Origin of the sequence: Streptomyces sp. V3I8 (assembly GCF_030817535.1) — a bacterium.
GTDB lineage: Bacteria > Actinomycetota > Actinomycetes > Streptomycetales > Streptomycetaceae > Streptomyces.
On sequence record NZ_JAUSZL010000002.1, the window covers coordinates 1,547,637 to 1,567,937 of the forward strand.

The 20,301-nt window shown below is 72.4% G+C and carries 21 protein-coding genes and 2 pseudogenes; 17 read left to right on the plus strand and 6 right to left on the minus strand.

From position 1 onward, the window contains the following. Positions 1 to 184: 184 nt before the first annotated feature. Complete coding sequence (locus tag QFZ75_RS06800) at positions 185 to 1,144, plus strand: DUF2510 domain-containing protein (protein WP_307534680.1); 960 nt, start codon at positions 185 to 187, stop codon at positions 1,142 to 1,144. 172 nt (positions 1,145 to 1,316) lie between these two features. Here the strand turns inward: QFZ75_RS06800 and QFZ75_RS06805 are convergent, their stop codons facing one another. Beyond that, positions 1,317 to 1,940, minus strand: a complete 624-nt coding sequence (locus QFZ75_RS06805; RefSeq protein ID WP_307534682.1) for a TetR/AcrR family transcriptional regulator — start codon at positions 1,938 to 1,940, stop codon at positions 1,317 to 1,319. 228 nt (positions 1,941 to 2,168) lie between these two features. On the opposite strand from QFZ75_RS06805, the gene QFZ75_RS06810 reads away from it, so the two are divergent. Both QFZ75_RS06810 and QFZ75_RS06815 read left to right on the plus strand, forming a co-directional pair. Beyond that, complete coding sequence (locus QFZ75_RS06810; RefSeq protein WP_307534684.1) at positions 2,169 to 3,005, plus strand: phosphatase PAP2 family protein; 837 nt, start codon at positions 2,169 to 2,171, stop codon at positions 3,003 to 3,005. Continuing rightward, entirely contained in the window at positions 3,002 to 3,982 is a 981-nt protein-coding gene (locus QFZ75_RS06815; RefSeq protein WP_307534686.1) for a DMT family transporter, read from the plus strand. Before QFZ75_RS06810 ends, QFZ75_RS06815 begins: the two co-directional genes overlap by 4 nt. A gap of 73 nt (positions 3,983 to 4,055) precedes the next feature. Here the strand turns inward: QFZ75_RS06815 and QFZ75_RS06820 are convergent. Then, positions 4,056 to 4,478 (minus strand): annotated as a pseudogene (locus QFZ75_RS06820) (scramblase); the annotation flags it as partial. Positions 4,479 to 4,517: 39 nt separating this feature from the next. Continuing rightward, complete coding sequence (locus tag QFZ75_RS06825) at positions 4,518 to 6,572, minus strand: phosphocholine-specific phospholipase C (RefSeq protein ID WP_307534688.1); 2,055 nt, start codon at positions 6,570 to 6,572, stop codon at positions 4,518 to 4,520. A gap of 304 nt (positions 6,573 to 6,876) precedes the next feature. On the opposite strand from QFZ75_RS06825, the gene QFZ75_RS06830 reads away from it, so the two are divergent. The 5 genes from QFZ75_RS06830 (at position 6,877) to QFZ75_RS06850 (ending at position 11,229) form a co-directional block, all read left to right on the plus strand. Next, positions 6,877 to 7,203: a plasmid stabilization protein gene (locus tag QFZ75_RS06830; protein WP_307534690.1), complete on the plus strand. Its 327-nt coding sequence runs from the start codon at positions 6,877 to 6,879 to the stop codon at positions 7,201 to 7,203. Between the two features lie 40 nt (positions 7,204 to 7,243). Further along, entirely contained in the window at positions 7,244 to 8,047 is an 804-nt protein-coding gene (locus tag QFZ75_RS06835) for an SDR family oxidoreductase (protein WP_307534692.1), read from the plus strand. A 25-nt stretch (positions 8,048 to 8,072) separates the two neighbouring features. Beyond that, a complete protein-coding gene (locus QFZ75_RS06840; protein WP_307534693.1) occupies positions 8,073 to 9,266 on the plus strand; it encodes an amidohydrolase in 1,194 nt (397 codons plus the stop codon). Between the two features lie 105 nt (positions 9,267 to 9,371). Further along, positions 9,372 to 10,838 carry an aminotransferase class I/II-fold pyridoxal phosphate-dependent enzyme gene (locus QFZ75_RS06845; RefSeq protein ID WP_307534694.1) on the plus strand — a complete coding sequence of 489 codons (1,467 nt, stop codon included), beginning with the start codon at positions 9,372 to 9,374 and terminating at the stop codon, positions 10,836 to 10,838. 94 nt (positions 10,839 to 10,932) lie between these two features. Beyond that, entirely contained in the window at positions 10,933 to 11,229 is a 297-nt protein-coding gene (locus QFZ75_RS06850) for a DUF5133 domain-containing protein (RefSeq protein WP_307534695.1), read from the plus strand. 14 nt (positions 11,230 to 11,243) lie between these two features. On the opposite strand, the pseudogene QFZ75_RS41075 reads toward QFZ75_RS06850, so the two are convergent. After that, positions 11,244 to 11,393 (minus strand): annotated as a pseudogene (locus QFZ75_RS41075) (alpha/beta hydrolase); the annotation flags it as partial. A gap of 144 nt (positions 11,394 to 11,537) precedes the next feature. On the opposite strand from QFZ75_RS41075, the gene QFZ75_RS06855 reads away from it, so the two are divergent. Genes QFZ75_RS06855 through QFZ75_RS06865 form a run of 3 tightly spaced genes read left to right on the plus strand, consistent with a single transcriptional unit; the run spans position 11,538 to position 13,740 of the window. Beyond that, positions 11,538 to 12,602: an aromatic ring-hydroxylating dioxygenase subunit alpha gene (locus QFZ75_RS06855; protein ID WP_307534696.1), complete on the plus strand. Its 1,065-nt coding sequence runs from the start codon at positions 11,538 to 11,540 to the stop codon at positions 12,600 to 12,602. Continuing rightward, complete coding sequence (locus tag QFZ75_RS06860) at positions 12,599 to 12,769, plus strand: hypothetical protein (RefSeq protein WP_307534697.1); 171 nt, start codon at positions 12,599 to 12,601, stop codon at positions 12,767 to 12,769. Before QFZ75_RS06855 ends, QFZ75_RS06860 begins: the two co-directional genes overlap by 4 nt. Further along, positions 12,766 to 13,740, plus strand: coding sequence for a PDR/VanB family oxidoreductase (locus QFZ75_RS06865; protein WP_307534699.1), 975 nt, complete (start codon positions 12,766 to 12,768; stop codon positions 13,738 to 13,740). The genes QFZ75_RS06860 and QFZ75_RS06865 overlap by 4 nt, the downstream gene beginning before the upstream one ends. Here the strand turns inward: QFZ75_RS06865 and QFZ75_RS06870 are convergent. Then, a complete protein-coding gene (locus tag QFZ75_RS06870; RefSeq protein ID WP_307544259.1) occupies positions 13,691 to 14,506 on the minus strand; it encodes an IclR family transcriptional regulator C-terminal domain-containing protein in 816 nt (271 codons plus the stop codon). The two genes, QFZ75_RS06865 and QFZ75_RS06870, sit on opposite strands and share 50 nt — an antisense overlap. A gap of 197 nt (positions 14,507 to 14,703) precedes the next feature. Between QFZ75_RS06870 and QFZ75_RS06875 the strand changes: the two genes are divergently transcribed. The 4 genes from QFZ75_RS06875 to QFZ75_RS06890 are packed head-to-tail and all read left to right on the plus strand — an operon-like array spanning position 14,704 to position 18,081. After that, positions 14,704 to 15,684 (plus strand): ABC transporter substrate-binding protein, encoded by a 981-nt coding sequence (locus tag QFZ75_RS06875; RefSeq protein ID WP_307534701.1) that lies wholly within the window; start codon positions 14,704 to 14,706, stop codon positions 15,682 to 15,684. Continuing rightward, on the plus strand, positions 15,681 to 16,454 hold the full coding sequence (locus QFZ75_RS06880; RefSeq protein WP_307534703.1) for an ABC transporter permease: 774 nt from the start codon (positions 15,681 to 15,683) through the stop codon (positions 16,452 to 16,454). Before QFZ75_RS06875 ends, QFZ75_RS06880 begins: the two co-directional genes overlap by 4 nt. 8 nt (positions 16,455 to 16,462) lie before the next feature. Continuing rightward, positions 16,463 to 17,242 (plus strand): ABC transporter permease, encoded by a 780-nt coding sequence (locus QFZ75_RS06885; RefSeq protein WP_307544261.1) that lies wholly within the window; start codon positions 16,463 to 16,465, stop codon positions 17,240 to 17,242. Between the two features lie 20 nt (positions 17,243 to 17,262). Then, positions 17,263 to 18,081 carry an ABC transporter ATP-binding protein gene (locus tag QFZ75_RS06890; protein WP_307534705.1) on the plus strand — a complete coding sequence of 273 codons (819 nt, stop codon included), beginning with the start codon at positions 17,263 to 17,265 and terminating at the stop codon, positions 18,079 to 18,081. A 36-nt stretch (positions 18,082 to 18,117) separates the two neighbouring features. Here QFZ75_RS06890 and QFZ75_RS06895 read toward each other — a convergent pair whose 3' ends face one another. Then, complete coding sequence (locus QFZ75_RS06895) at positions 18,118 to 18,795, minus strand: hypothetical protein (protein ID WP_307534707.1); 678 nt, start codon at positions 18,793 to 18,795, stop codon at positions 18,118 to 18,120. Positions 18,796 to 19,074: 279 nt separating this feature from the next. On the opposite strand from QFZ75_RS06895, the gene QFZ75_RS06900 reads away from it, so the two are divergent. Next, positions 19,075 to 19,734 (plus strand): helix-turn-helix transcriptional regulator, encoded by a 660-nt coding sequence (locus QFZ75_RS06900; RefSeq protein WP_307534709.1) that lies wholly within the window; start codon positions 19,075 to 19,077, stop codon positions 19,732 to 19,734. 32 nt (positions 19,735 to 19,766) lie between these two features. Next, positions 19,767 to 20,297, plus strand: a complete 531-nt coding sequence (locus tag QFZ75_RS06905; protein WP_307534711.1) for a toxin-antitoxin system, toxin component — start codon at positions 19,767 to 19,769, stop codon at positions 20,295 to 20,297. The last annotated feature ends 4 nt before the right edge of the window (positions 20,298 to 20,301 follow it).

Genomic DNA, 20,301 nt, shown 5'->3' on the forward strand with positions numbered 1-20,301 from the left:
GCGTTGCCGTCACGTCGACGGCCGGCGGTCACACACCGCGACCGGCTTCCGGTACCGGCGCGCGGGGCCGCGCGGATCGGGGGGAACGGCGCGGCCCGGGTGATCGACGTGACCGAGGTGACCGGCGTGACCTGAACGGGGGTCCTCTCATCCGGCTTTCACCCACGCCTCATACGGTGGACCCATGACGCAGGCGACTCCCCCCGGCTGGTATCCCGACCCCGGGCAGACAAGTGACGGTCCCGCCACCCAGCGCTGGTGGGACGGCAGGACATGGACGGACCAGACACGCCCCGCGGAGTCGGCCGCCGCATGGGGTCCACCGGCCTACCCGCCGGACGCCCCGTACCAGGGCGCGAACCCGGGCGGCTCCAGACGCGGAGTGCGTACGGCGATAGCCGTGGCCGCCGCCGTCGCGGTGCTCGCGGGCATCGGCGGCGGGGTGTACGCGCTGACCACGGACGACGATCCGGGCAGCAGTGAGCAGAGCGGTGCCCGGCCGACGCCGTCGCTGCCGGGCGGCCCGCAGGGGCAGGACGGCGGCGGCCAGGGCGGCCCCGGCGGCCAGGACGGCGGCGGGAGCGCGGCCCCGCAGCCGCAGCAGAGCGAGAAGGGCTTCGCCGCCGACCCGGTCAACGGCATCAGCCTCCCGGTGCCGGACGACTGGAGCGGCTCGACCCTGCAGGTGGGCGCCCAGGTGACGTCCAAGGACTCCTACAAGTGCCCGGGCGACACCTCGGCGACCTGCACCAAGGGCGGCGCGTACTCCGCCCCCGCGCTCGCCCTGGAGCTGAAGGCCACCACCGCGGAGGCCGCTGCCAAGGAGGACATCGCCAAGAACGCGGAGGAGTCGTACGGCGGGAAGAGCTACGGAAAGATCACCTCGCACGACGAGCTGTCCTCCGAGGCGGTCACCGTGGCCGGGCAGAAGGGGTACGCGGTCCGCTGGAAGGTCGTCACCAGCAAGGGCGCCGACGGCTACGTCGAGTCGCTGGTCTTCCCGGCACCGGCCGGCGCCGAGCAGCTCGTGGTCGTGCGCTTCGGCGTCGACGTCGGGGCGGACGCGCCCGGGCAGGCCGTGATCGACCAGATCACGAAGGGCATCAAGGAGTCCTCCGGCGGGGGCAGCGGGCAGGACGTCTAGGCCGTACGGCGGCCGGACCACGGTACGGGTCCCGCACACCGGTCGGCCGGGTGGGGCGCCTCTTCGGGCGAAGAGGCGCCCCACCCGGCCGGGGGGTGCGCGCCGCCCCCGTCCCCACGGTGCGGCGCGATCAGGTCACCGTCCAGTCATCCCATGGACGGCGGCCCGAGTCTCAGGTGGTGTCCGACAGGCCCAGCGCGGGCAGCAGGGCCACTTCCACGTAGCGCAGGAGGTAGTCCGCGTCCGCGGGCCTCCCCTCCAGGATGGGCCGGACGCGCAGCACGCCGAGCAGCTGCGCCGGCAGGAACTCCAGCACCGGATGGTCGGCGGTGATCTCGCCCCGCTCGACCGCCCGCCCGATCATCGCCCGCAGCGCGTCGAGTTCGGGTTCCACCAGGGCGTCGCGCAGTGCGCGCTTCAGTTCCTCGTCCTGCATCACCGACTGCCCGAGCGCCTGCATGAGCCGCGTGTCCTCGTCGGACCGCTCGCCCGCCGTACGGGCGACGGCGCGCAGGTCGCCGGCGAGCGAACCGGTGTCGATGCCGATGAACTTGGGGCAGTGGTTGGCGCGCAGCGCCGCCGCCACGAACTGCGGCTTCGTCTTCCACTGCCGGTAGAGCGTGGACTTGCTGCACCGGGTGCTGGCGGCGACACCCTCCATGGTCAGGGCGTCGTAGCCGCACTCACGGACCTGGGCGAGCACGGCGTCGAAGAACTCCTGCTCACGCTCCGGCGTGATCTTGGAGCGGCGCGAGGCGGCGACCGTCTCCGGTCCCTCCGCTGCCTGCGACGTCATGACGCTTCTCCTCGCTCACCCGGCGGCCCGCGCCCCCCGGTGGTCCGGACGGTGGTTCCCGGTCCGGCGGACGCTCTATCGATACGCCAGTGTACCGGAACGCTGCCGTATCGGTACACTGGCGTATCGATGAGCCTTGGACAGGACCCACCCCTGTGCCGAGTGGATCCCCTCCTGGGCTCACCACGCATCAGCGCAACCGAGACCGTCAAGCAAAGGGGCCGGGGGATGGAACTCCCAACCGAGCCTGCACAGAAGGGATCAGCCGCGAAGCCGCGGCCTCCCCTCGTCCGTGAGGTCCTGCTCGTCGCGGGCCTCTTCCTCGTCTATAAGCTCGGCCGTCAGCTGGCCACCGGCCACACCGCCGAGGCCTTCGCGAACGCGCACCGCGTGTGGGACCTCGAACGGTTCCTGCACCTGCCCGGCGAGAGCTCCGTGCAGTCCGCGATGCTGCACGGCGACCTCCTCGTCCACCTCGCCAACACCTATTACGCGACCGTGCACTTCCCCGCCACGGTGGCCTTCCTGAGCTGGCTGTACCTGCGGCGGCCGGGGCACTACCTGTGGGCCCGCCGGGTCCTCGCCGCGGTCACCGCGGCCGCCCTGGTGACGCATCTCACGTTCCCGCTCGCCCCGCCGCGCATGCTGGCCGCGACCGGCCTCGTGGACACCGGGCAGGTGTACGGACCGACCGTGTACGGCGCCTCGCCCGGGACCGACTCCCTCTCGAACCAGTTCGCCGCGATGCCGTCGCTGCACTTCGGCTGGGCCCTGATGATCGCGGTCGGCCTGATCGCCGCGACCCGGTCCCGGTGGCGGTGGCTGTGGCTGCTGCACCCGCTGGTGACGCTGCTGGTGATCGTCGGTACGGCGAACCACTACTGGTTCGACGCGATCGTGGCCGGCGCGCTCCTCGGCATCGCTCTCGCCGTCCTGCGCCCGCCCCGGGACGACGGCGCCGCCGGCAGCCTCGTACCGCAGAAGCAGAAGCAGAAGCAGAAGCAGGAACAGGAACAGGCGGCCGGCGCACCGCAGGCGCCCGAGCTCGTGGGAGCCGGCCGATGAGCGCCACCCTCCTCGCCGTCGTCCTGTCCCTGGTCTCCGCCGTCGCCTACGCGGGCGCCGCGGTGGCCCAGGAACGCCTGGCCTCCCGGAGCGCGGACGCGGGGATGCTGCGGCTGCTGGGCCGTGGCGCCTGGTGGTGGTCGGTCGGCCTCAACGCCGGGGCCGCGCTGCTGCACGTGGCCGCCCTCAAGTACGGAACACTCACCCTCGTCCAGCCGCTCGGCGCGCTCACCCTGGTCGCCGCGGTGCCCCTGGGCGCACGCCTGGCGGGACGCCGGGTCAGCGCGGTCGAGTGGCGCGGTACGGCGCTGACGCTGGCCGGGCTCTGCGCCGTGCTCGTCACCGCGTCCGGGCCCGCGCCCGACGACGTGCTGAGCGTCCCGCAGGCGCTGGCCGTCACGGGCGCCACCGCGGCCCTCATCGGCGCGCTGGCCCGGCCGGGCGCGCGCCCCGGGCTGCGGCACGCGTCCGCGTCCGGCGTCGCCTCGGGGGTCGCCTCGGCGCTCACCCAGACCGTGACCGTCGCCGTGACGGACCGTTCGGGTCCGCTGCTGAGCGGGCAGGTCGTCGTGGTGGCCGTGTTGGTCGCGGCGTTCGCCGCGGGCGGGCTGCTGCTGTCGCAGACCGCCTACAAGGGTGGCCTCGGCGCGCCGCTCGCCGTCGTGACGCTGGCCAATCCGATCGCCGCCGCAGCCATCGGCCTCTCGCTGCTCGGCGAGCGGCTGCAGGGCGGGGCGGCGGGGCTGCTCCTCGCGGCGGCCGGGGCGGCCGTCGCGGCCTGGGGCGTGGTGACGCTGTCGCGTTCCGCGCCCGTGCCGCCCGTGCCGCCCGTGCCCGCGCCGGTGGCCGTGCCCGCGGAGAGGGGGGACGAACCGCATCCGGTGGCCGCGGTCCTCGCACTCGGGCCCGACCCGGCCGCGTACGAACCCTCGCTGCTGCCCCGGCAGCAGAACCCGGGGCACCTCACCTCGCTGTAGCCCCCCGTCCCCGGCCGTCCCAGCCGGCGCCGGAACACGGCGCCGGAGCGGCGGTCAGCCCAGGCCGCGCGAGTCCTGCTTGAGCGGTGTCGGCGTGGTCGACGACCGCGAAGTCGATCTTCCCGAACATGTTCTGCCGGGCGATCTCACCGGCCGGCGAACCGTCCGGACGCGCCACCAGCACCCGGGACTTCAGGAACTTGCGGGGCCGGGTCAGCAGCAGTTGCGGCTGACCGTGCGCGTCGCGGATCCCGAACCTGTGCGTCATGAACTGGTCGATGCTCGCGACGAAGCGCAGCACCTTCCTCAGTGCGCTCCGCCCGACCTGGACGGCCGGGCCGAGCCGGTTGCCCTGCTGGTCCATGACCTTGTACTCGTTGGTCGACTCGATCAGCTTGGCCTTCTGGTTCACCACCAGGACCGGTTCGGTGACCAGGCTGCCGCCGGCCGCGTGCGGGGCACACCGTCCCGGGCCTGCAGGTACACGACCGGTACGGCCGACGCGGGACTCGTCGCACCACTTCCGTCCCACCGGTCAGCGGACCGTGCCGATCGCCGGGTCGCTGACGCCCGCCCGGCCGTTCTCGACGTGCCCGGCGAACCGGCGCAGGAACGAACCGTCCGCCTCGGACACGACGGTGAGGTCGTACCAGCGCCTGCTCGCGCGCAGGTCGACGGTGTGCCTGACGGTCGCGCCGGGACGCACCTTGAACGACCTGGACCTGCCGCCGTAGCCGTCGGTGAGTGCGAGGTTCGCCGTACGGGTTCCCTTGTTGGTGAACGTCAGCTCGATGCCGTCCCCGTCGTGACGGGCGGTGACCTCGGGTCCGGCCGTCCTCCCCGGGCCCTTGAAGACGCGCAGGAAGCCGTTGGGCCCGTGCACGGTCAGGTCGTACGAGCCGCCCGAGGACGCGGTGTTCCAGGTGTCCGAGACACTCTTGCCTGCCTCGGTGGTGTAGGTCCAGGGGCCGTCGGCGCGGTTCCCGGAGGTCACGTGGAAGGAGGCGCCGGCCTTCCGGCCGGAGGCGAAGGTCAGCGTGAGCCTCCCCGCCTTCGCGTCCGCCGAGCCGTCGATCCACGGGGCGTACCGCAGCGGGCGGGCGGGCCGCAGGCCGCGCTCCTGCCGGGGCAGCTCCGGGTCCGCCGGCGGAGTCGGCCTGTAGTCCGGGTGCCGCTCCTTGTCCTGCGGCTCGTACGCGTCGGTGTCCGGTAGCCCGGCCGGCGCGCTGTCCTTGCGGGAGAAGTCGAAGGCCGAGGTCAGGTCGCCGCAGACGGCCCGGCGCCACGGCGAGATGTTCGGCTCCTCGACACCGAACCGGCGCTCCAGGAACCGCACGATCGAGGTGTGGTCGAGGGTCTCGGAGCAGACGTAACCGCCCTTGCTCCAGGGCGAGACGACGAGCATCGGCACCCGCGGGCCGAGACCGTACGGCCCGGCGACGTGCGTCGGGCTGCCCGCGAAGAGGTCCGGGCCGACGTCGACGGTGGACCTGCCCCGCTCGGCGGACTGCGGCGGCAGCGGCGGGACGAGGTGGTCGAAGAAGCCGTCGTTCTCGTCGTACGTGATGAACAGGGCCGTCTTCGCCCAGACCTCCGGGTCGGCGGTGAGCGCCTCCAGGACCTGGGAGATGTACCAGGCGCCGTAGTTGGACGGCCAGTTGGAGTGCTCGGAGAAGGCCTCGGGGGCGGCTATCCAGGAGACCTGCGGCAGTCTGCCGCCCACGACGTCGGCGCGCAGCTGATCGAAGTAGCCCTCACCCCTGCGGGCGTCGGTGCCGGTGCGGGCCTTGTCGTGGAGCGGGTCGCCGGCCTTGGCGTTGCGGTACTTGTTGAAGTACAGCAGCGAGTTGTCGCCGTAGTTGCCGCGGTACGCGTCCGGGATCCAGCCCCAGGAGCCGGCCGCGTCCAGGCCGTCGCCGATGTCCTGGTAGACCTTCCAGGAGATCCCGGCCTCCTCCAGCCGCTCGGGGTAGGTCGTCCAGTCGTAGCCGGCCTCGTCGTTGCCGAGGACCGGCCCGCCGCCCTTGCCGTCGTTGCCGGTGAAACCCGTCCACATGTAGTAGCGGTTCGGGTCGGTGGAGCCGATGAAGGAGCAGTGGTAGGCGTCGCAGACGGTGAAGGCGTCGGCGAGCGCGTAGTGGAACGGGATGTCCTCGCGGGTCAGGTACGCCATGGTCGTGGCGCCCTTCGCGGGCACCCACCTGTCGTACTTGCCCCCGTTGTAGGCGGCGTGCCCGTCGGGCCAGCTGTGCGGCAGGCCCTCCAGGAACTGCATGCCGAGGTCGTCGGCCTCCGGGCGGAACGGCAGCAGGTCCCTGGTGCCGTCCGACTGGTGCCACACGGACCTGCCGTTGTCGAGCGTGACCGGGTGCGGGTCGCCGAAACCGCGGACACCCCGCAGCGCGCCGAAGTAGTGGTCGAAGGACCGGTTCTCCTGCATGAGGACGACGACGTGTTCGACGTCCTCGATGGTGCCGCGTCGGTGGCCCGCGGGGATCGCGGCCGCCTTGGCGATGCTCTGCGACAGCGCGGTGAACGCCGCGGTACCGCCCGCGAGTTGCAGGAAACGGCGCCGATTCACTTCGGTCATGGCTGGGGGGACCTCTCGCGCTGACGGGTACGGGGCGACTGCGGGGACGACTCACGGACGGACCGGGGTGTGCCGGAACGTGCGCCACAGGAGTGTTCCAAGCGCAACGAACGTCAGGGAAGGGTCGCGTGGCTCCCGTGTGAAACACAGCGGTACGTGAGATGCCGGCCGCCGCAGGAGGCGCCGGTCCCCTGTCGGGACGCCCCCGCGTGGCGGACCGCCGGTTTTGCGAGTGAGGTAGGGGTACCCGTAGGTGCTGCGGGCCGTGGTGGCCCGTCGACCCGCTGACGAGAAGGAGAGTGCCGTGCCCTCAGGATCCAGCCCCAAGCGCGAGCGTCAGTACGAGCACATCAAGGAGGGCGCCGAGAAGCGCGGCACCTCCGAGAAGCGCGCGGAGGAGATCGCCGCCCGGACGGTCAACAAGGAACGCGCCCGCTCGGGGGAGTCGAAGACGTCGAGCAGGACGTCGACCCGCGACCCGAAGTCCTCCTCCCAGCGGGGCGGGCAGCGCTCGCACAGCGGCTCCGAGGGGCCGACCCGGGACCAGCTGTACGCGGAGGCCAGGAAGAAGAACATCGAGGGCCGGTCGTCGATGAACAAGCAGCAGCTCAGCAAGGCACTGGGCCGCTGAGGACGAGTCGCACCGAATTCACGCCGGGAGTGAGATCCGCATGAGCAACGACAAGCCGCTGGCCCTCGTCACGGGCGCCTCCAGCGGCATCGGTTTCGAACTGGCCAGGCAGTTGGCCGAGCGCGGTTACGACCTCGTGGTCAACGCCGAGGACTCCGTACGGCTCCAGGACGCGGCCCGGCGGATCCGCGCGGCGGGTGCCGAGGTGGAGGTGGTCCAGGCCGACCTGCGCGTCTACGAGGACACCGAGGCCCTCTTCGCGGCGGCCTCGACGCTGGGCCGGCCGCTGGAGGTCGTCGCCCTGAACGCCGGGGTGGGACGCGGCGGCGCGTTCGCCGACACCGACCTGGCGGACGAACTGGAGATCATCGACCTCAACGTCCGCTCGACGGTGCACCTGGCCAAGCGCGTCGTACGGGACATGGTCGTCCGGGACGCGGGCCGCATCCTGATCACCTCCTCCATCGCCTCGACGATGCCCGGCTCCTTCCAGGCGGTCTACAACGCCTCGAAGTCGTTCCTGCAGTCCTTCACCGAGGCCCTGCAGAACGAGCTCAAGGACACCCGCGTCACCCTGACCTCGCTGATGCCCGGGCCGACCGAGACCGACTTCTTCCACCGTGCCGACATGGACGACACGAAGATCGGACAGCAGGACAAGGACGACCCGGCCCAGGTCGCCCGGCAGGGCCTCGACGCGCTCTTCTCCGGCAAGGACAAGCTCGTCGCGGGCTCCGTCAAGACCAAGGCACAGGGCCTGGCCAACAAGGTGCTGCCCGACGCGGCCAAGTCCCAGGCGCACCGGAAGATGGCCGAACCGGGGTCGGGCGAGTCCGGGAACTGAACGTTCGAGCTCGCTGGGGGCCGGCATGCCGATCACACCCGACGTCGCGTACGCCCGTATCGGACGGGAGGTGACCGCCCGGGCCGGCCTGCTCTGGGAGGTCGCCCTGGAACTGCACCGCTCGCCGGAGCTCGCCTTCCGGGAGCACCGGGCGGTGGAGCTGCTGACCGGGCACTTCGAGCGGGAGGGCTTCCTCGTCGAGCGCGGTGTGGCGGGCCTGCCCACGGCGTTCACCGCCCGGACGGGTGAGGGCGGCGGGCCCTGCGTCGCGCTGCTGATGGAGTACGACGCGCTGCCGGACCTCGGGCACGCCTGCGGGCACAACCTGATCGCCGCGGCGGGTCTCGGCGCGGCCCTGGCGCTGCGCGGGGCGCTGGAGCGGCTGGACGGCACGCTCCTCGCGGTCGGCACCCCCGCCGAGGAGGACGGCGGCGGCAAGGTGACGCTCACCGACGCGGGGGTCTTCGAAGGGGTCGACGCGGCCCTGATGTTCCATCCGGGCGTGCACACCTGGACGTGGGCGCCGCTGACCGCGCAGCGCCAGGTCCGGGTGGGGTTCCACGGCCGTGCCGCGCACCCGACGGGCAGCCCGACCGAGGGCATCGACGCGCTGGCGGCGCTCATCCAGCTGTTCAACACACTCGCCGTGCTGGGCCGGCGCCTGCCGCCCGGATCGCATGTCCAGGGCATCGTGACGGAGGGCGGCACGGCCACCAACATCGTGCCGGCGTTCGCCGAGGGCCTGTTCGGGCTGCGCGGCGGCACCACGGCGGCGCTCGACGACCTGGAGGCCGAGCTGGCGCGCTGCGCCGAGGGCGTCGCGCGCTCGACGGGGACCCGGGCCGACACGGCCCGGGTCACGGCCGGGTACGAGCACTTCCGCGACAACGACGTGCTGTCCGGCCGGTTCGCGGAGCACCTCGCGCGAGCCGGCCTCTCCGCGCGGGAACCCGAACCGGGTGTCTACCTCGGCTCCTCCGACATCGGCAACGTCAGTACGCGGGTGCCCGCCATCCATCCCTTCGTCGCGATCATGGACGAGTCCGGCAGCGACCACACCCCGCAGTTCGCCGAGGCCGCCGCCGGTGAACGGGGGCGCGTCGCCATGCTCGCCGCGGCACGGGCGCTGGCCTGTACGGCGGCGGACGTCCTGCTCACCCCGGAGGTCGCGGAGCGGGCGTGGCGGTGCCTGCGGGAGAAGGCGGCCGCGGGACTGTAGCGACGCGCGGCTCCGGCGGCGCGGGCCCGGAGTCCGTTCATCCGCACGGCCGCACCTGGGACGGCACGTCGTTTCCCTCCCCCGGGGCGAGGGCAGTCGAGACACATGGACCACTCGAAAGCGCCGGTGCTCGAAGCCCTGGCGGCCTACCACGCCGAGGGGCAGACCCCCTTCACCCCGCCGGGCCACAAGCAGGGGCGGGGCGCCGATCCCCGGGTCCGCGCGGTGCTCGGGGACGCGGTCTTCCGTTCGGACGTCCTGGCGACCAGCGGGCTGGACGACCGGACGTCCTCCCATGGCGTCCTGGAGAAGGCACAGGCCCTCATGGCGGACGCCGTCGGGGCCGAGCACACCTTCTTCTCGACCTGCGGCAGTTCCCTGTCGGTCAAGGCCGCCATGCTGTCGGTGGCCGGGCCGCACGAGAAACTGCTGGTGGGGCGTGACGCGCACAAGGCGGTGGTGTCGGGTCTCATCCTTTCGGGCATCCGGCCCGTCTGGGTCGCGCCGCAGTGGGACTCCCGGCTGCACCTGGCGCACCCGCCGTCCGCGGAGGCGTTCGAGGCGGCCTTCGACGAACACCCGGACGCGAAGGGCGCGCTCGTCACCACGCCCACGCCGTACGGCACCTGTTCCGACCTGGCCGCCGTCGCGCGGGTCTGCCACGAGCGCGGCAAGCCGCTCATCGTGGACGAGGCCTGGGGCGCCCACCTGCCGTTCCACCCGGACCTGCCGACCTGGGCCATGGACGCCGGGGCCGACGTCTGTGTGACCTCGGTGCACAAGATGGGCTCGGGCCTCGAACAGGGGTCGGTCTTCCACCTCCAGGGCGACCTGGTCGACCCCGAGGTGCTCAAGAGCCGTGCGGACCTGCTCGGCACGACGAGCCCCTCCGTGCTCGTCTACGCGGCCCTGGACGGATGGCGCCGGCAGATGGTCGAGCACGGGCACGCCCTGTACGACGACGCGCTGGCCCTGGCCGCGTCCGTACGGGACCGGATCGCGGGCATCGAGGGCATGCACGTGCACGGCCGGGGCGACTTCTGCGGGACGGGCCTCGCGTCGGACATGGACCCCCTCCAGGTCATCGTCGACATCACCTCGCTGGGCACGACGGGCTACCGGGCGGCCGACTGGCTGCGCGAGCACCACCGGATCAACCTGCACCTGTCCGACCACCGCCGCATCAGCGCCCAGCTGACCCATGCCGACGACGAGGAGTCCGCGAAGACCCTCCTGACGGCCCTGCGCGACGTCGCCGCGCACGCGCACGAGCTGCGGCCCGCGGAGAGGGTCGAGATCCCGGACCCCGAACAGCTGCGGCTGGAGCAGGTCGCGCTCCCGCGCGACGCGTTCTTCGGGCCGACCGAACAGGTCCCCTGGGAGAAGGCGGCCGGCCGGATCACCGCGGAGATGCTCACGCCGTACCCGCCCGGCATCCCCGCCGCGCTGCCCGGGGAGCGCCTGAACACCGAGGTCCTGCGCTACCTGCGCACCGGCGTCGACGCGGGCATGGTCGTACCGGACGCGGCGGACACGGAGATCAGGAGCGTACGGGTCGCGGTCGAGAGCTGACCCCGCCCCGGGGACCGGACCGCGCACGGGCCGGCCACGAACCGAGCACGAGTTCGGCATGAAGGGACGTTACGGGGGCACACGGACGACACCGATGAGTGCCTGGGAGGAATCTGTGGTCGTGTTGAAGCCGGATCCGCGCTCCGTGAGAACTCTGCTCGCCCGCTACGCGAGCGCCCGTATCGCCCTCGCGCACGCGTCCGACGCGGCATGGGAGCAGGAGCTGGCGGACGTCTCGTACACGCTGTGCGTGATGACGGGAACGTCCGCGATCACCGACGCGATCGCGGCGGCGGACGAGATCCTGGCGGCGGCCAAGCTCCCGGGGGCGCAGGCCCCCCGGGAGGTCCCGCAGGAGTCCCTCCCGGAGGACCCGATCCTCGCGGCCTGAACGCGCACCGCCACGAGCCGTTCGGTGCGGGTCCGGCGGGCCCCGGCCGGGATGCGCGCGTGCGGGAACAGGGTGGCGCAGTCACTGTCCTCGTCGCGGAAGACCTCGGCCGAACCGGTGTCGGTGCAGGTGGCCGGCAGACCTGCCGGGTCGTCGACCGGCGCGAAGGGCGGACTCGTCCGGCGTCGGCCCCTTCGCCACACACGCGCCCTGAGCGGTAGGCCTTCCGTACCGCGGAAGGCCTGTTGCGTATCCCCGGAGCCCTTCCCGACGATGTCGCCACGACCCAGGGACGGGAGCCGAACGCCATGCCGCACACCACCGCCTTCGCCAGGAACCAGTGGTACGTCGTCGCCCACGCGCACGAAGTGGGGCGGGAACTGCTCGGGCGGACCGTGCTCGGGGAGCCGCTCGTCCTCTACCGGACCGAGGGCGACGGGCGGCCCGTGGCCCTGCACGACCGGTGTGTGCACCGGCGGTATCCGTTGTCGGCGAGCGGGCTCGACGGTGACCGGATCGTCTGCGGGTACCACGGCTTCACGTACGACACCACGGGCGCCTGTGTGTACGTACCCGGGCAGAAACGCATTCCCCGCACCGCCCGCGTGGCCGCGTACCCCGTGGTCGAGCAGGACGCGCTCGTCTGGGTGTGGATCGGTGATCCCGCCCTCGCCGACCCGGGGACGATTCCGCGCGCCCCCCACCTCGGCTCCCCCGGCTGGGTCACCGTCGGCGGGATGGAGCCGATCGACGCCGACTACGGCCTCCTCGTCGACAACCTCCTCGACCTGTCCCACGAGACCTACCTGCACGGCGGCTACATCGGCACACCCGAGGTCGCCGAGACGCCGATCACCACCGAGGTGGACGAGGGCGCCGGCGTCGTACGGGTCAGCCGGCGCATGGACGACGCCGAGTGCCCGCCCTTCTACGCGAAGTCGACCGGTATCGAGGGGCGGATCACCCGCTGGCAGGACATCGAGTACCACGCGCCGTGCCTGTACCTGCTGCACAGCCGGATCGCGCCGGCCGGTGTCGTGCCCGAGCCGGACGGCAGCGATCCGGACGGCTTCCACACGGAGATCACGTACGCCATCACGCCGTCCGTTGACGGCAGGGTGTACGACTTCTGGATGGTGTCACGCGACTGGGCGACGGACGACGCCGAGGTGACCGAGTTCCTGCGGGCCAACAACCACACCGTCGTGATGCAGGACGTCGACGCGCTCACCCTGCTGCAGCGCGCCCTCGGCACGGAGCGCGCCGGGTACCAGGAGCTGAGCATCAACATCGACACCGGTGGTCTGGCCGCCCGCCGCATCCTGGCCCGGCTGGTCGAGGAGGGCGCCGGGCCGGTGGAGAGGGTCCGGTGACCGGCCAGAGGAGTGAGGTCTACCGCGTCGACTGGCTGCCCGGCACGGACGTGCTGCTCGGCACCTGCCACTGCGGGGCCGAGCACGCCGCCGAGGACCCGGTCGAGATGTGGGAGTGGATGCTCGCCCACCCCGAAGGACACACGCCCCGAGGAAAGGGCTCATGACCACGTACGCGTACGAGGCCGAACTCGTCGTCGACCGCCGGGAGCCGGTGGCCGACGGCGTGCTCGCCCTCACCCTGCGCCATCCGCTGGGCGGGGAACTTCCCGGCTGGGAACCCGGCGCCCATGTCGACGTCGTCCTGGGGCCGGGCCTGGAACGGCAGTACTCGTTGTGCGGCGATCCGGCCGACCGGCACGCGTGGCGCGTCGCGGTGCTGCGCGAACCCGGCGGACGCGGCGGATCCGCCCAGGTGCACGACCGGCTGACGGCCGGTGACAGGGTCCGTGTGCGCGGTCCGCGCAACCACTTCGCCCTGCTGCCCTCGCCCCGCTACCGGTTCGTCGCGGGCGGCATCGGCATCACCCCGCTCCTGCCGATGCTGGCCGCGGCCGAGGCGGCGGGCGCGGACTGGACGCTGCTCTACGGCGGGCGGACCCGGCGGACCATGGCGTTCCGGGCGGAGCTGGAGCGGTACGGGGACCGGGTGCGCGTCGTCCCGCAGGACGAGTTCGGGCTGCTCGACCTCGCCTGCGTGCCGGTCTCCCCCGCGCCGGACACGCTCGTCTACTGCTGCGGTCCCGCGCCGCTGCTGGACGCCGTGGCGGAGCGGTGCGCCGGATGGCCCGCGGGTTCCCTGCACGTCGAGCGCTTCAGTCCCGTCGGGCCCGCCGTCCGGGGACCGGGCGTCCGGGAAGCGGGCGAGGACACGGAGTTCGAGGTCGTCCTGCGGCGCTCGGGGCGGACGCTCACCGTCCCCGCGGACGCGTCCGTGCTCGACACCGTGCTGGCCGCCGGCGTCGACGCGCTGTACTCCTGCACCGAGGGCACCTGCGGGACCTGCGAGACGGACGTCCTGGAGGGCGTCCCGGACCACCGGGACTCGGTGCTCACGGACGAGGAGCGGGCGGCCGGCGACACGATGTTCATCTGTGTGTCCCGGTGCCGCGGGAAGCGCCTCGTGCTCGGCCTGTGATCCGCAGGTCCGCCTCGATCCGGGCGACCGTGGCCAGCAGGTGGGGCAGCAGGTCACGGCGTACGGACTCCACCGAGTTGCGGCTGGCGTGCACGGGGACGTTGACCGCCGCCACCGCCTCGCCGTCCCGGTCGCGCACCGGGACGGCGACCGAGCGCAGCCCCTCCTCCAGTTCCTGGTCGACGATCGCGTACCCCTGACGGCGCACCCGGCGCAGCTCGGCGCGGAGCAGGTCGGCGGAGCCGATCGTGCGGGCCGTCAGGGGCCGCAGGTCCGCGCGCGCCAGGCGCACGGTGATCTCCTCGTCGGGAAGCTGCGCGAGCAGCACCCGGCCGACCGAGGTGACATGGGCCGGGAAACGGGTCCCGACGGTGATCGTCGCGGTCATGATGCGGTGCGTCGGCACGCGGGCGACGTACACGACGTCGTCGCCGTCGAGGACGCACAGGGACGACGACTCCCTGATCCGCGCGACGAGTTGCTCCAGGTGCGGCTCGGCGATCTCCGGCAGGGTGACACCGGACAGGTACGAGTATCCGAGTTCCAGGACGCGCGGGGTGAGCCGGAACATCCGCCCGTCCGTCTCCACGTACCCCAGGTCGAAGAGTGTCAGCAGGAAGCGGCGGGCCGCCGCGCGGGTCAGGTCGGTGACCCGCGCCACCTCGCTGAGCGTGAGTTCCGGATGGTCGGCGTCGAAGGCGCGGATGACCGCGAGACCGCGCTCGAAGGAGCGCACGAAATGCGGTTCGCGGGTTCCAGCAGGCATCATCGCCTCCACGGGACGCACGCACGGGACGCACGGGGGTGCGCTCTGCGCACGCTAGGAGCACACTTCGGCAACTGTCAACGACCGTGCGCGTCAAGGGCATTGACCTGTTCCACACCCCCGTTCTACGTTCCCGCTGAGCACTTCTGTGCGGTCTGCGCACAGCCTGTCGAAGAACTGTCCCACTAGGGGGAGTCATGCGTCGTCTGCTCATCGGCTTGGTGACCGGCACCGCCCTGGTCGCCGCGACGGCCTGCGGTTCGTCCGACTCCTCCGGGTCGGACGACGACAAGGGCAAGGCGTCCGGGGGCGGGGACACCGTCACGGTGAAGGTGGGCGTCATCCCCATCATCGACGTCGCCCCGCTGTACCTGGGCCAGAAGAAGGGCTTCTACAGCGAGCGCGGCATCGAGCTGTCGCTCACCAGCGCGCAGGGCGGCGCGGCCATCGTGCCCGGTGTCGTCTCCGGCCAGTTCGACTTCGGCTTCAGCAACATGACGTCGCTGCTGACCGCCCAGTCGAAGAACGTGCCGGTCAAGGCGGTGGTGAACGGTGTGGCCTCCACCGGCGAGGAGGGCGCCGACTTCGCGGAGCTCGCCGTCAGGAAGGGCAGCCCCCTGAAGTCCGCCAAGGACGTGGAGGGCAAGAAGGTCGCCGCCAACACGCTCAACAACATCTGCGACACCTCGACCAGGGAGTCGGTCCGCAAGGACGGCGGCGACCCGTCGAAGGTGAAGTTCGTGGAGATGCCGTTCGACCAGATGCCGGCCGCTCTGGAGGGCGGCCGGGTGGACGCGGCCTGTGTCGTGGAACCCGCGCTCGCCAGCATCAAGGCCGAGGGCGGCACCTCCATCGCGTCGCTCTTCTACGACGTGTCGCCCGACCTCACCGTGGCCATGTACTTCACCTCCCAGCAGTACACGCGCAAGAACCCGGAGACGGTGAAGAAGTTCCAGGAGGCGACCGCCGAGTCCCTGGAGTACGCCGACAGCCACCCGGCGGAGGTCCGTAAGATCATCAGCACCTACACGAAGATCCCGCAGCCCCTGGTGAAGTCGCTGGTCCTGCCCCGGTGGCCCGCCGAGCCGGACCGTCCCTCCATCGAGCGGCTGGCCGAACTGGGCCGGCAGGACGGCCTGTTCGAGAAGGCGCCGGACCTGGACAAGCTGCTGCCGTGAGAGGAGCCGACGCCCTGCTGGGCGCGGCCGGGCTCGCGGCCTTCCTCGCCCTCGGCGAGGCGGTGCCCCGGCTCGGCCCGGTGGACGAGGACCACTTCCCGCCGACCAGCCGCATCACCGGCGCGCTCGCCGGCGAACTGTCCGACGAGGCGTTCTGGACCGCGCTCGGGGACACCCTCACCGGCTGGGCGATCGGGCTCTCGATCGCCGTCGTCGCGGGCGTCGCCGCGGGTGTCCTGATCTCGGTCACGCCCTACCTCCGCGAGGCGACCGCGTCGACGATCGAGTTCCTGCGCCCGATCCCGTCGGTCGCGCTGATCCCGCTCGCGGTGCTGCTGTACGGCACCGAACTGCGCTCGGTGCTCCTGCTGGTGGTCTACGCGTCGTTCTGGCAGGTCCTCGTCCAGGTCATGTACGGCGTCCAGGACGTCGACCCGGTCGCCGAGGAGACCGCCCGCTCGTACGGCCTGGGCACCTGGGCGCGGGTGCGCCACGTGCTGTGGCCCACCGCCCTGCCGTACGTCATGACGGGGGTGAGGCTGGCCGCCGCGGTGGCGCTGATCCTCACGGTCACGGCCGAACTCGTGATCGGCGCACCGGGGCTGGGTGCGCGCATCGCCGTCGCCCAGACCTCCCAGGCGGTACCGGAGATGTACGCGCTGGTCGTGGTCACCGGTCTGCTCGGGCTGCTGATCAACGTGGGGGCGCGGACCGTCGAACGGCGGGCGCTGTCCTGGCACCAGTCCGTGCGCGGAGAGGTGGCGGTGTGAGCGCACGGGTGCGGTACCTCCTGCTGCGGCTGTTCCTCGTCGTCGCGCTGCCCGCCGTGCTCGTCGTGGCGTGGTGGTCCGCGTCAAACGACAGCACGGACGTGTACTGGCCGCCGCTGCGCACGATCCTCACCACGTTCCCGGACGTCTGGACCGGCGAGCGGCTGCGTGGGGACATCCTGCCGAGCCTCGTGCGGCTGACGGCCGGTTACGCGTGCGCGGCCGTCGCGGGGGTGGCGCTGGGCACGGTCATCGGTTCGTACCGGCGGGTGCGGGCGGTGTGCGAACCGGTGCTGGAGTTCCTGCGCGCGGTGCCGCCGCCCGTGCTCGTGCCGGTCATCATGCTGTTCGCGGGCATCGGCGACACGATGAAGATCGTGGTGATCGCGAGCGGCTGCGTCTGGCCGGTCCTGCTCAACACCGTCGAGGGCGTACGGGCGGTGGACTCCGTGATGTCCGAGACGGCCCGCTCCTACGGCATCACGGGCGTGGCACGGCTGCGGCACCTGGTGCTGCCCGCGGCGAGCCCGCAGATCTTCGCGGGGCTGCGCCAGGCTCTGTCCGTCGGCATCATCCTGATGGTCATCAGCGAGATGTTCGCCGCCAGCAACGGGCTCGGCTTCACCGTCGTCCAGTTCCAGCGCGGCTTCGCCATCCCCGAGATGTGGACCGGGATCCTGCTGCTCGGTCTGCTCGGGTTCGTCCTGTCGGTCCTCTTCCGGCTGGCCGAGCGGCGCGCGCTCGGCTGGTACCACGGTCTGCGCGACGCGTCCCGGCGGTCGTCGTGAACCTCGCGAAAGGACGGTCCATGCTCGACGTACGCGGTCTGCGGAAGGTCTACGAGGGATCGGGCCGGCGGGTGGAGGCGGTGCGCGACCTCACCTTCACGGTGGACGCCGGTGAACTGGTGTGTCTGGTCGGGCCGTCGGGCTGCGGCAAGACGACGCTGCTGAAGTGCGTGGGCGGGCTGCTCACGCCCACGGCGGGCGAGGTGCTGATCGGGGGCCGGCGGGTGACCGGGCCGCCGCCGGACATGGCCGTCGTCCTCCAGGAGTACGGGCGCAGCCTGTTCCCCTGGATGCGGGTGCGCGAGAACGTCGAACTTCCGCTCAGGCACAAGAAGCTGGACGGTGCGAGGAGGCGTGGGCTCGTCGCCGACGCGCTGGCGTCCGTCGGGCTCACGGACGCCGCGGGCGCGTACCCGTGGCAGCTGTCCGGCGGCATGCAGCAGCGGGTGGCGATCGCCCGCGCCCTGGCGTACGAGCCCCGGGTGCTGCTCATGGACGAGCCGTTCGCGGCGGTCGACGCCCAGACCCGTGCCGATCTGGAGGATCTGGTGCGGGGGCTGTGGCGGCAGCGGGGCATCACGATCCTGTTCGTGACGCACGACATCGACGAGGCCGTCTACCTGGGCGAGCGGGTGCTGGTCCTGTCCTCCTCGCCGACCGTCGTGCAGGAGCGGCTGGAGGTCGACCTGCCCGCCGACCGGGACCAGTTGCACACCCGAGTGGCCCCGCGCTTCGCCGAACTGCGCACCCAGGTGTACGAGCAGATCCAGGCGGCGAAACGCGGGACGCCCACCGGCCGGCCGGTGAAGGAACCCGAGGACACGCCTCCGCGGCGGTGAGGGCACACACGTGTCACCGGCCGCCGGCGGAGGTCCTCACACCTCGGTGGCGGGCACCACGCTGAGGTGGTTCGCCGCCCGCCGTCCGCGGCCCGGCCGGTTCGTCCGGCGCGTCGCGGGCGTCGGGCGGCGGGCCTCGCGCAGGACCAGCGTCAGCCGCGTGTACCCCATGTCGTGCAGGGACTTGGGGGTCTCGCCGATGATCCGGCAGGTGCTCCCCCACCGCGGGTCCGGGTGCAGCAGCGGGCGTACCGCGCCGTCGTGCTCGACGGCGTCCGGGCCGACCGAGCGGATCCAGTGCGGCAGGCCGTGCCGGTAGGCGGCGTCCATGATCGGGTCCTGGGCGATGTCCCGCAGGATCGACTGGAGTCCGTGGTCGTGGCCGTGCCGCTCCACGGCGGCGGCGAAGTGCGCCAGCATCGGCAGGCACCAGCTCGACTCGTGCTCGGCGAGAACCGTGCCCGCGTCCGGATGGAACAGCACGAACCGCAGGAAGTTGTCGCCGGGCATGGCGGTGGGGTGCGGGCCGACCCCGCGGAAAAGTGTCTCGAACGCACCGTTGGCGAGGACGACGTCCCAGCGGTGGTCGACGACGACGGACGGGAAGGGAACGGCGTCCAGAAGCACCGCGTAGTCCTGGAGGTACGCCTGGGCCTCGAGACTCTCGGGAACGGGCCGCGGCTGCGGCCGGGGCCCTCCTGCCTGGTACGCCATCGGGAGGTCCACCCCTCTTGCCTATGCGGGCTTCACGCGGCGTCGTGATCCTGCTACCCCGGTCGGAGCGGTGTCAACTATCGTGGCATTCGGCGCCTGTTGACGGCTGAATCCCGCCACAGTTGTGGCGACACCTGGATGTGCGTTCGACCAAGGGCTACTCTCCGGTCTTCGGGCAGTTCACGCTGCGCTGCACGGATCCCCCACAGGGACTTCACGTCCGGGGGATGCGGCTCCCCCCACAGCGGTCGGTCGATCAAGACGTAGGAGAACTGTTCGGTGACGGATGGCTTCGAGGTTCCGGGCGCCACGGCGACGGGTCTGCTGCCGGCCGTCGTGGCCCGGGTCGCCGGTCTCGCGGACCGGCTCGGCGCACCGCACGGCGAGGTGTTCGACGTCCGCAGGCTGTCCGCCGCGTCGGGTGTCCCCGAGGTCGTGGTCCGGTCCCTGCTGAACGGGCGGACCGCGGGCGAACCCGACCTCCAGGCGCGTTTCCTGCAGCGCCTGGACCTGCTGCGCCGTACCCGGCTGAAGCCCAACGGGCGCCGGTACACCCAGCAGGAGATCGCCGACGGCGCGGGCATGTCGCGCCAGCAGGCGGGCGCGCTCATCAACGGCGACCGGCGCCCGACGATGGAGCACTGCGACGCCATCCAGCGCTTCTTCCGGGTGCACGCCGGCTTCCTGACCGCCGAGGACCCCGAGGCGCTCGCCGGTGCCCTGCAGCGCACCGAGCAGGACCTGCTCCAGCGGCTCGCCGACCGGGAGCGCGGATCGAACCCGGCAGCCGCGCCCGACCAGCTGGAGCGGCTGCTGCAGGACCACGGGGTCCGCGGCATCGCCTGGCGGGCCGCGCAGCTCCCCACCGACCAGCACCGGGACAAGGTCGCCGAGTGGCTGGACATGCTCCTGGAGAGCGTCAAGCGGCCAGAGTCGTGATCCGGGGGACTGCGGTGGGCATCGGAAGGCATATGCGCCGCCTGTGCGGCGAGCTGGTCGACGAACTCTCGCTGCCGGTGCCGGCGGAGCCCCGGGAGCTGTACGCGGCGCTGTGCGCGGCCATGAGCAGACGGCGGGGCCGCCCCGTCCGGTTCCGCACGGCCCCCTTCCCGCCCGGCACCGCCAGCGGGCTCTGGCTCGACATGGCGGAACAGGACCTCGTGGTCATCGAGGAGCGCACCGCGCCCGACCACCAGCTGGTGATCCTGGGCCACGAGCTGTGGCACATGAGCGCGGGCCACCACGGCCACCACGTGGCGGGCGCCGAGGTCGCCGCCCGGCTGCTGTCGGACGGTGCCGACCTGCGGGCGACCGTGCTGAAGGTGGCGGCGCGCACCCGGTTCGACCTGGCCGACGAGAAGGACGCCGAGAGCTTCGGCCTGCTGCTGGCGAGCAGGTGCCGGGGATGGCTGGCCGGCCCGGCGCCGCGCGGGCCGGTACGGCGTGAGGGGCTCGCGGGCCGGATCGAGGCGTCCCTGGGCTATCGCGGGCCGCAGGGCTGACGGC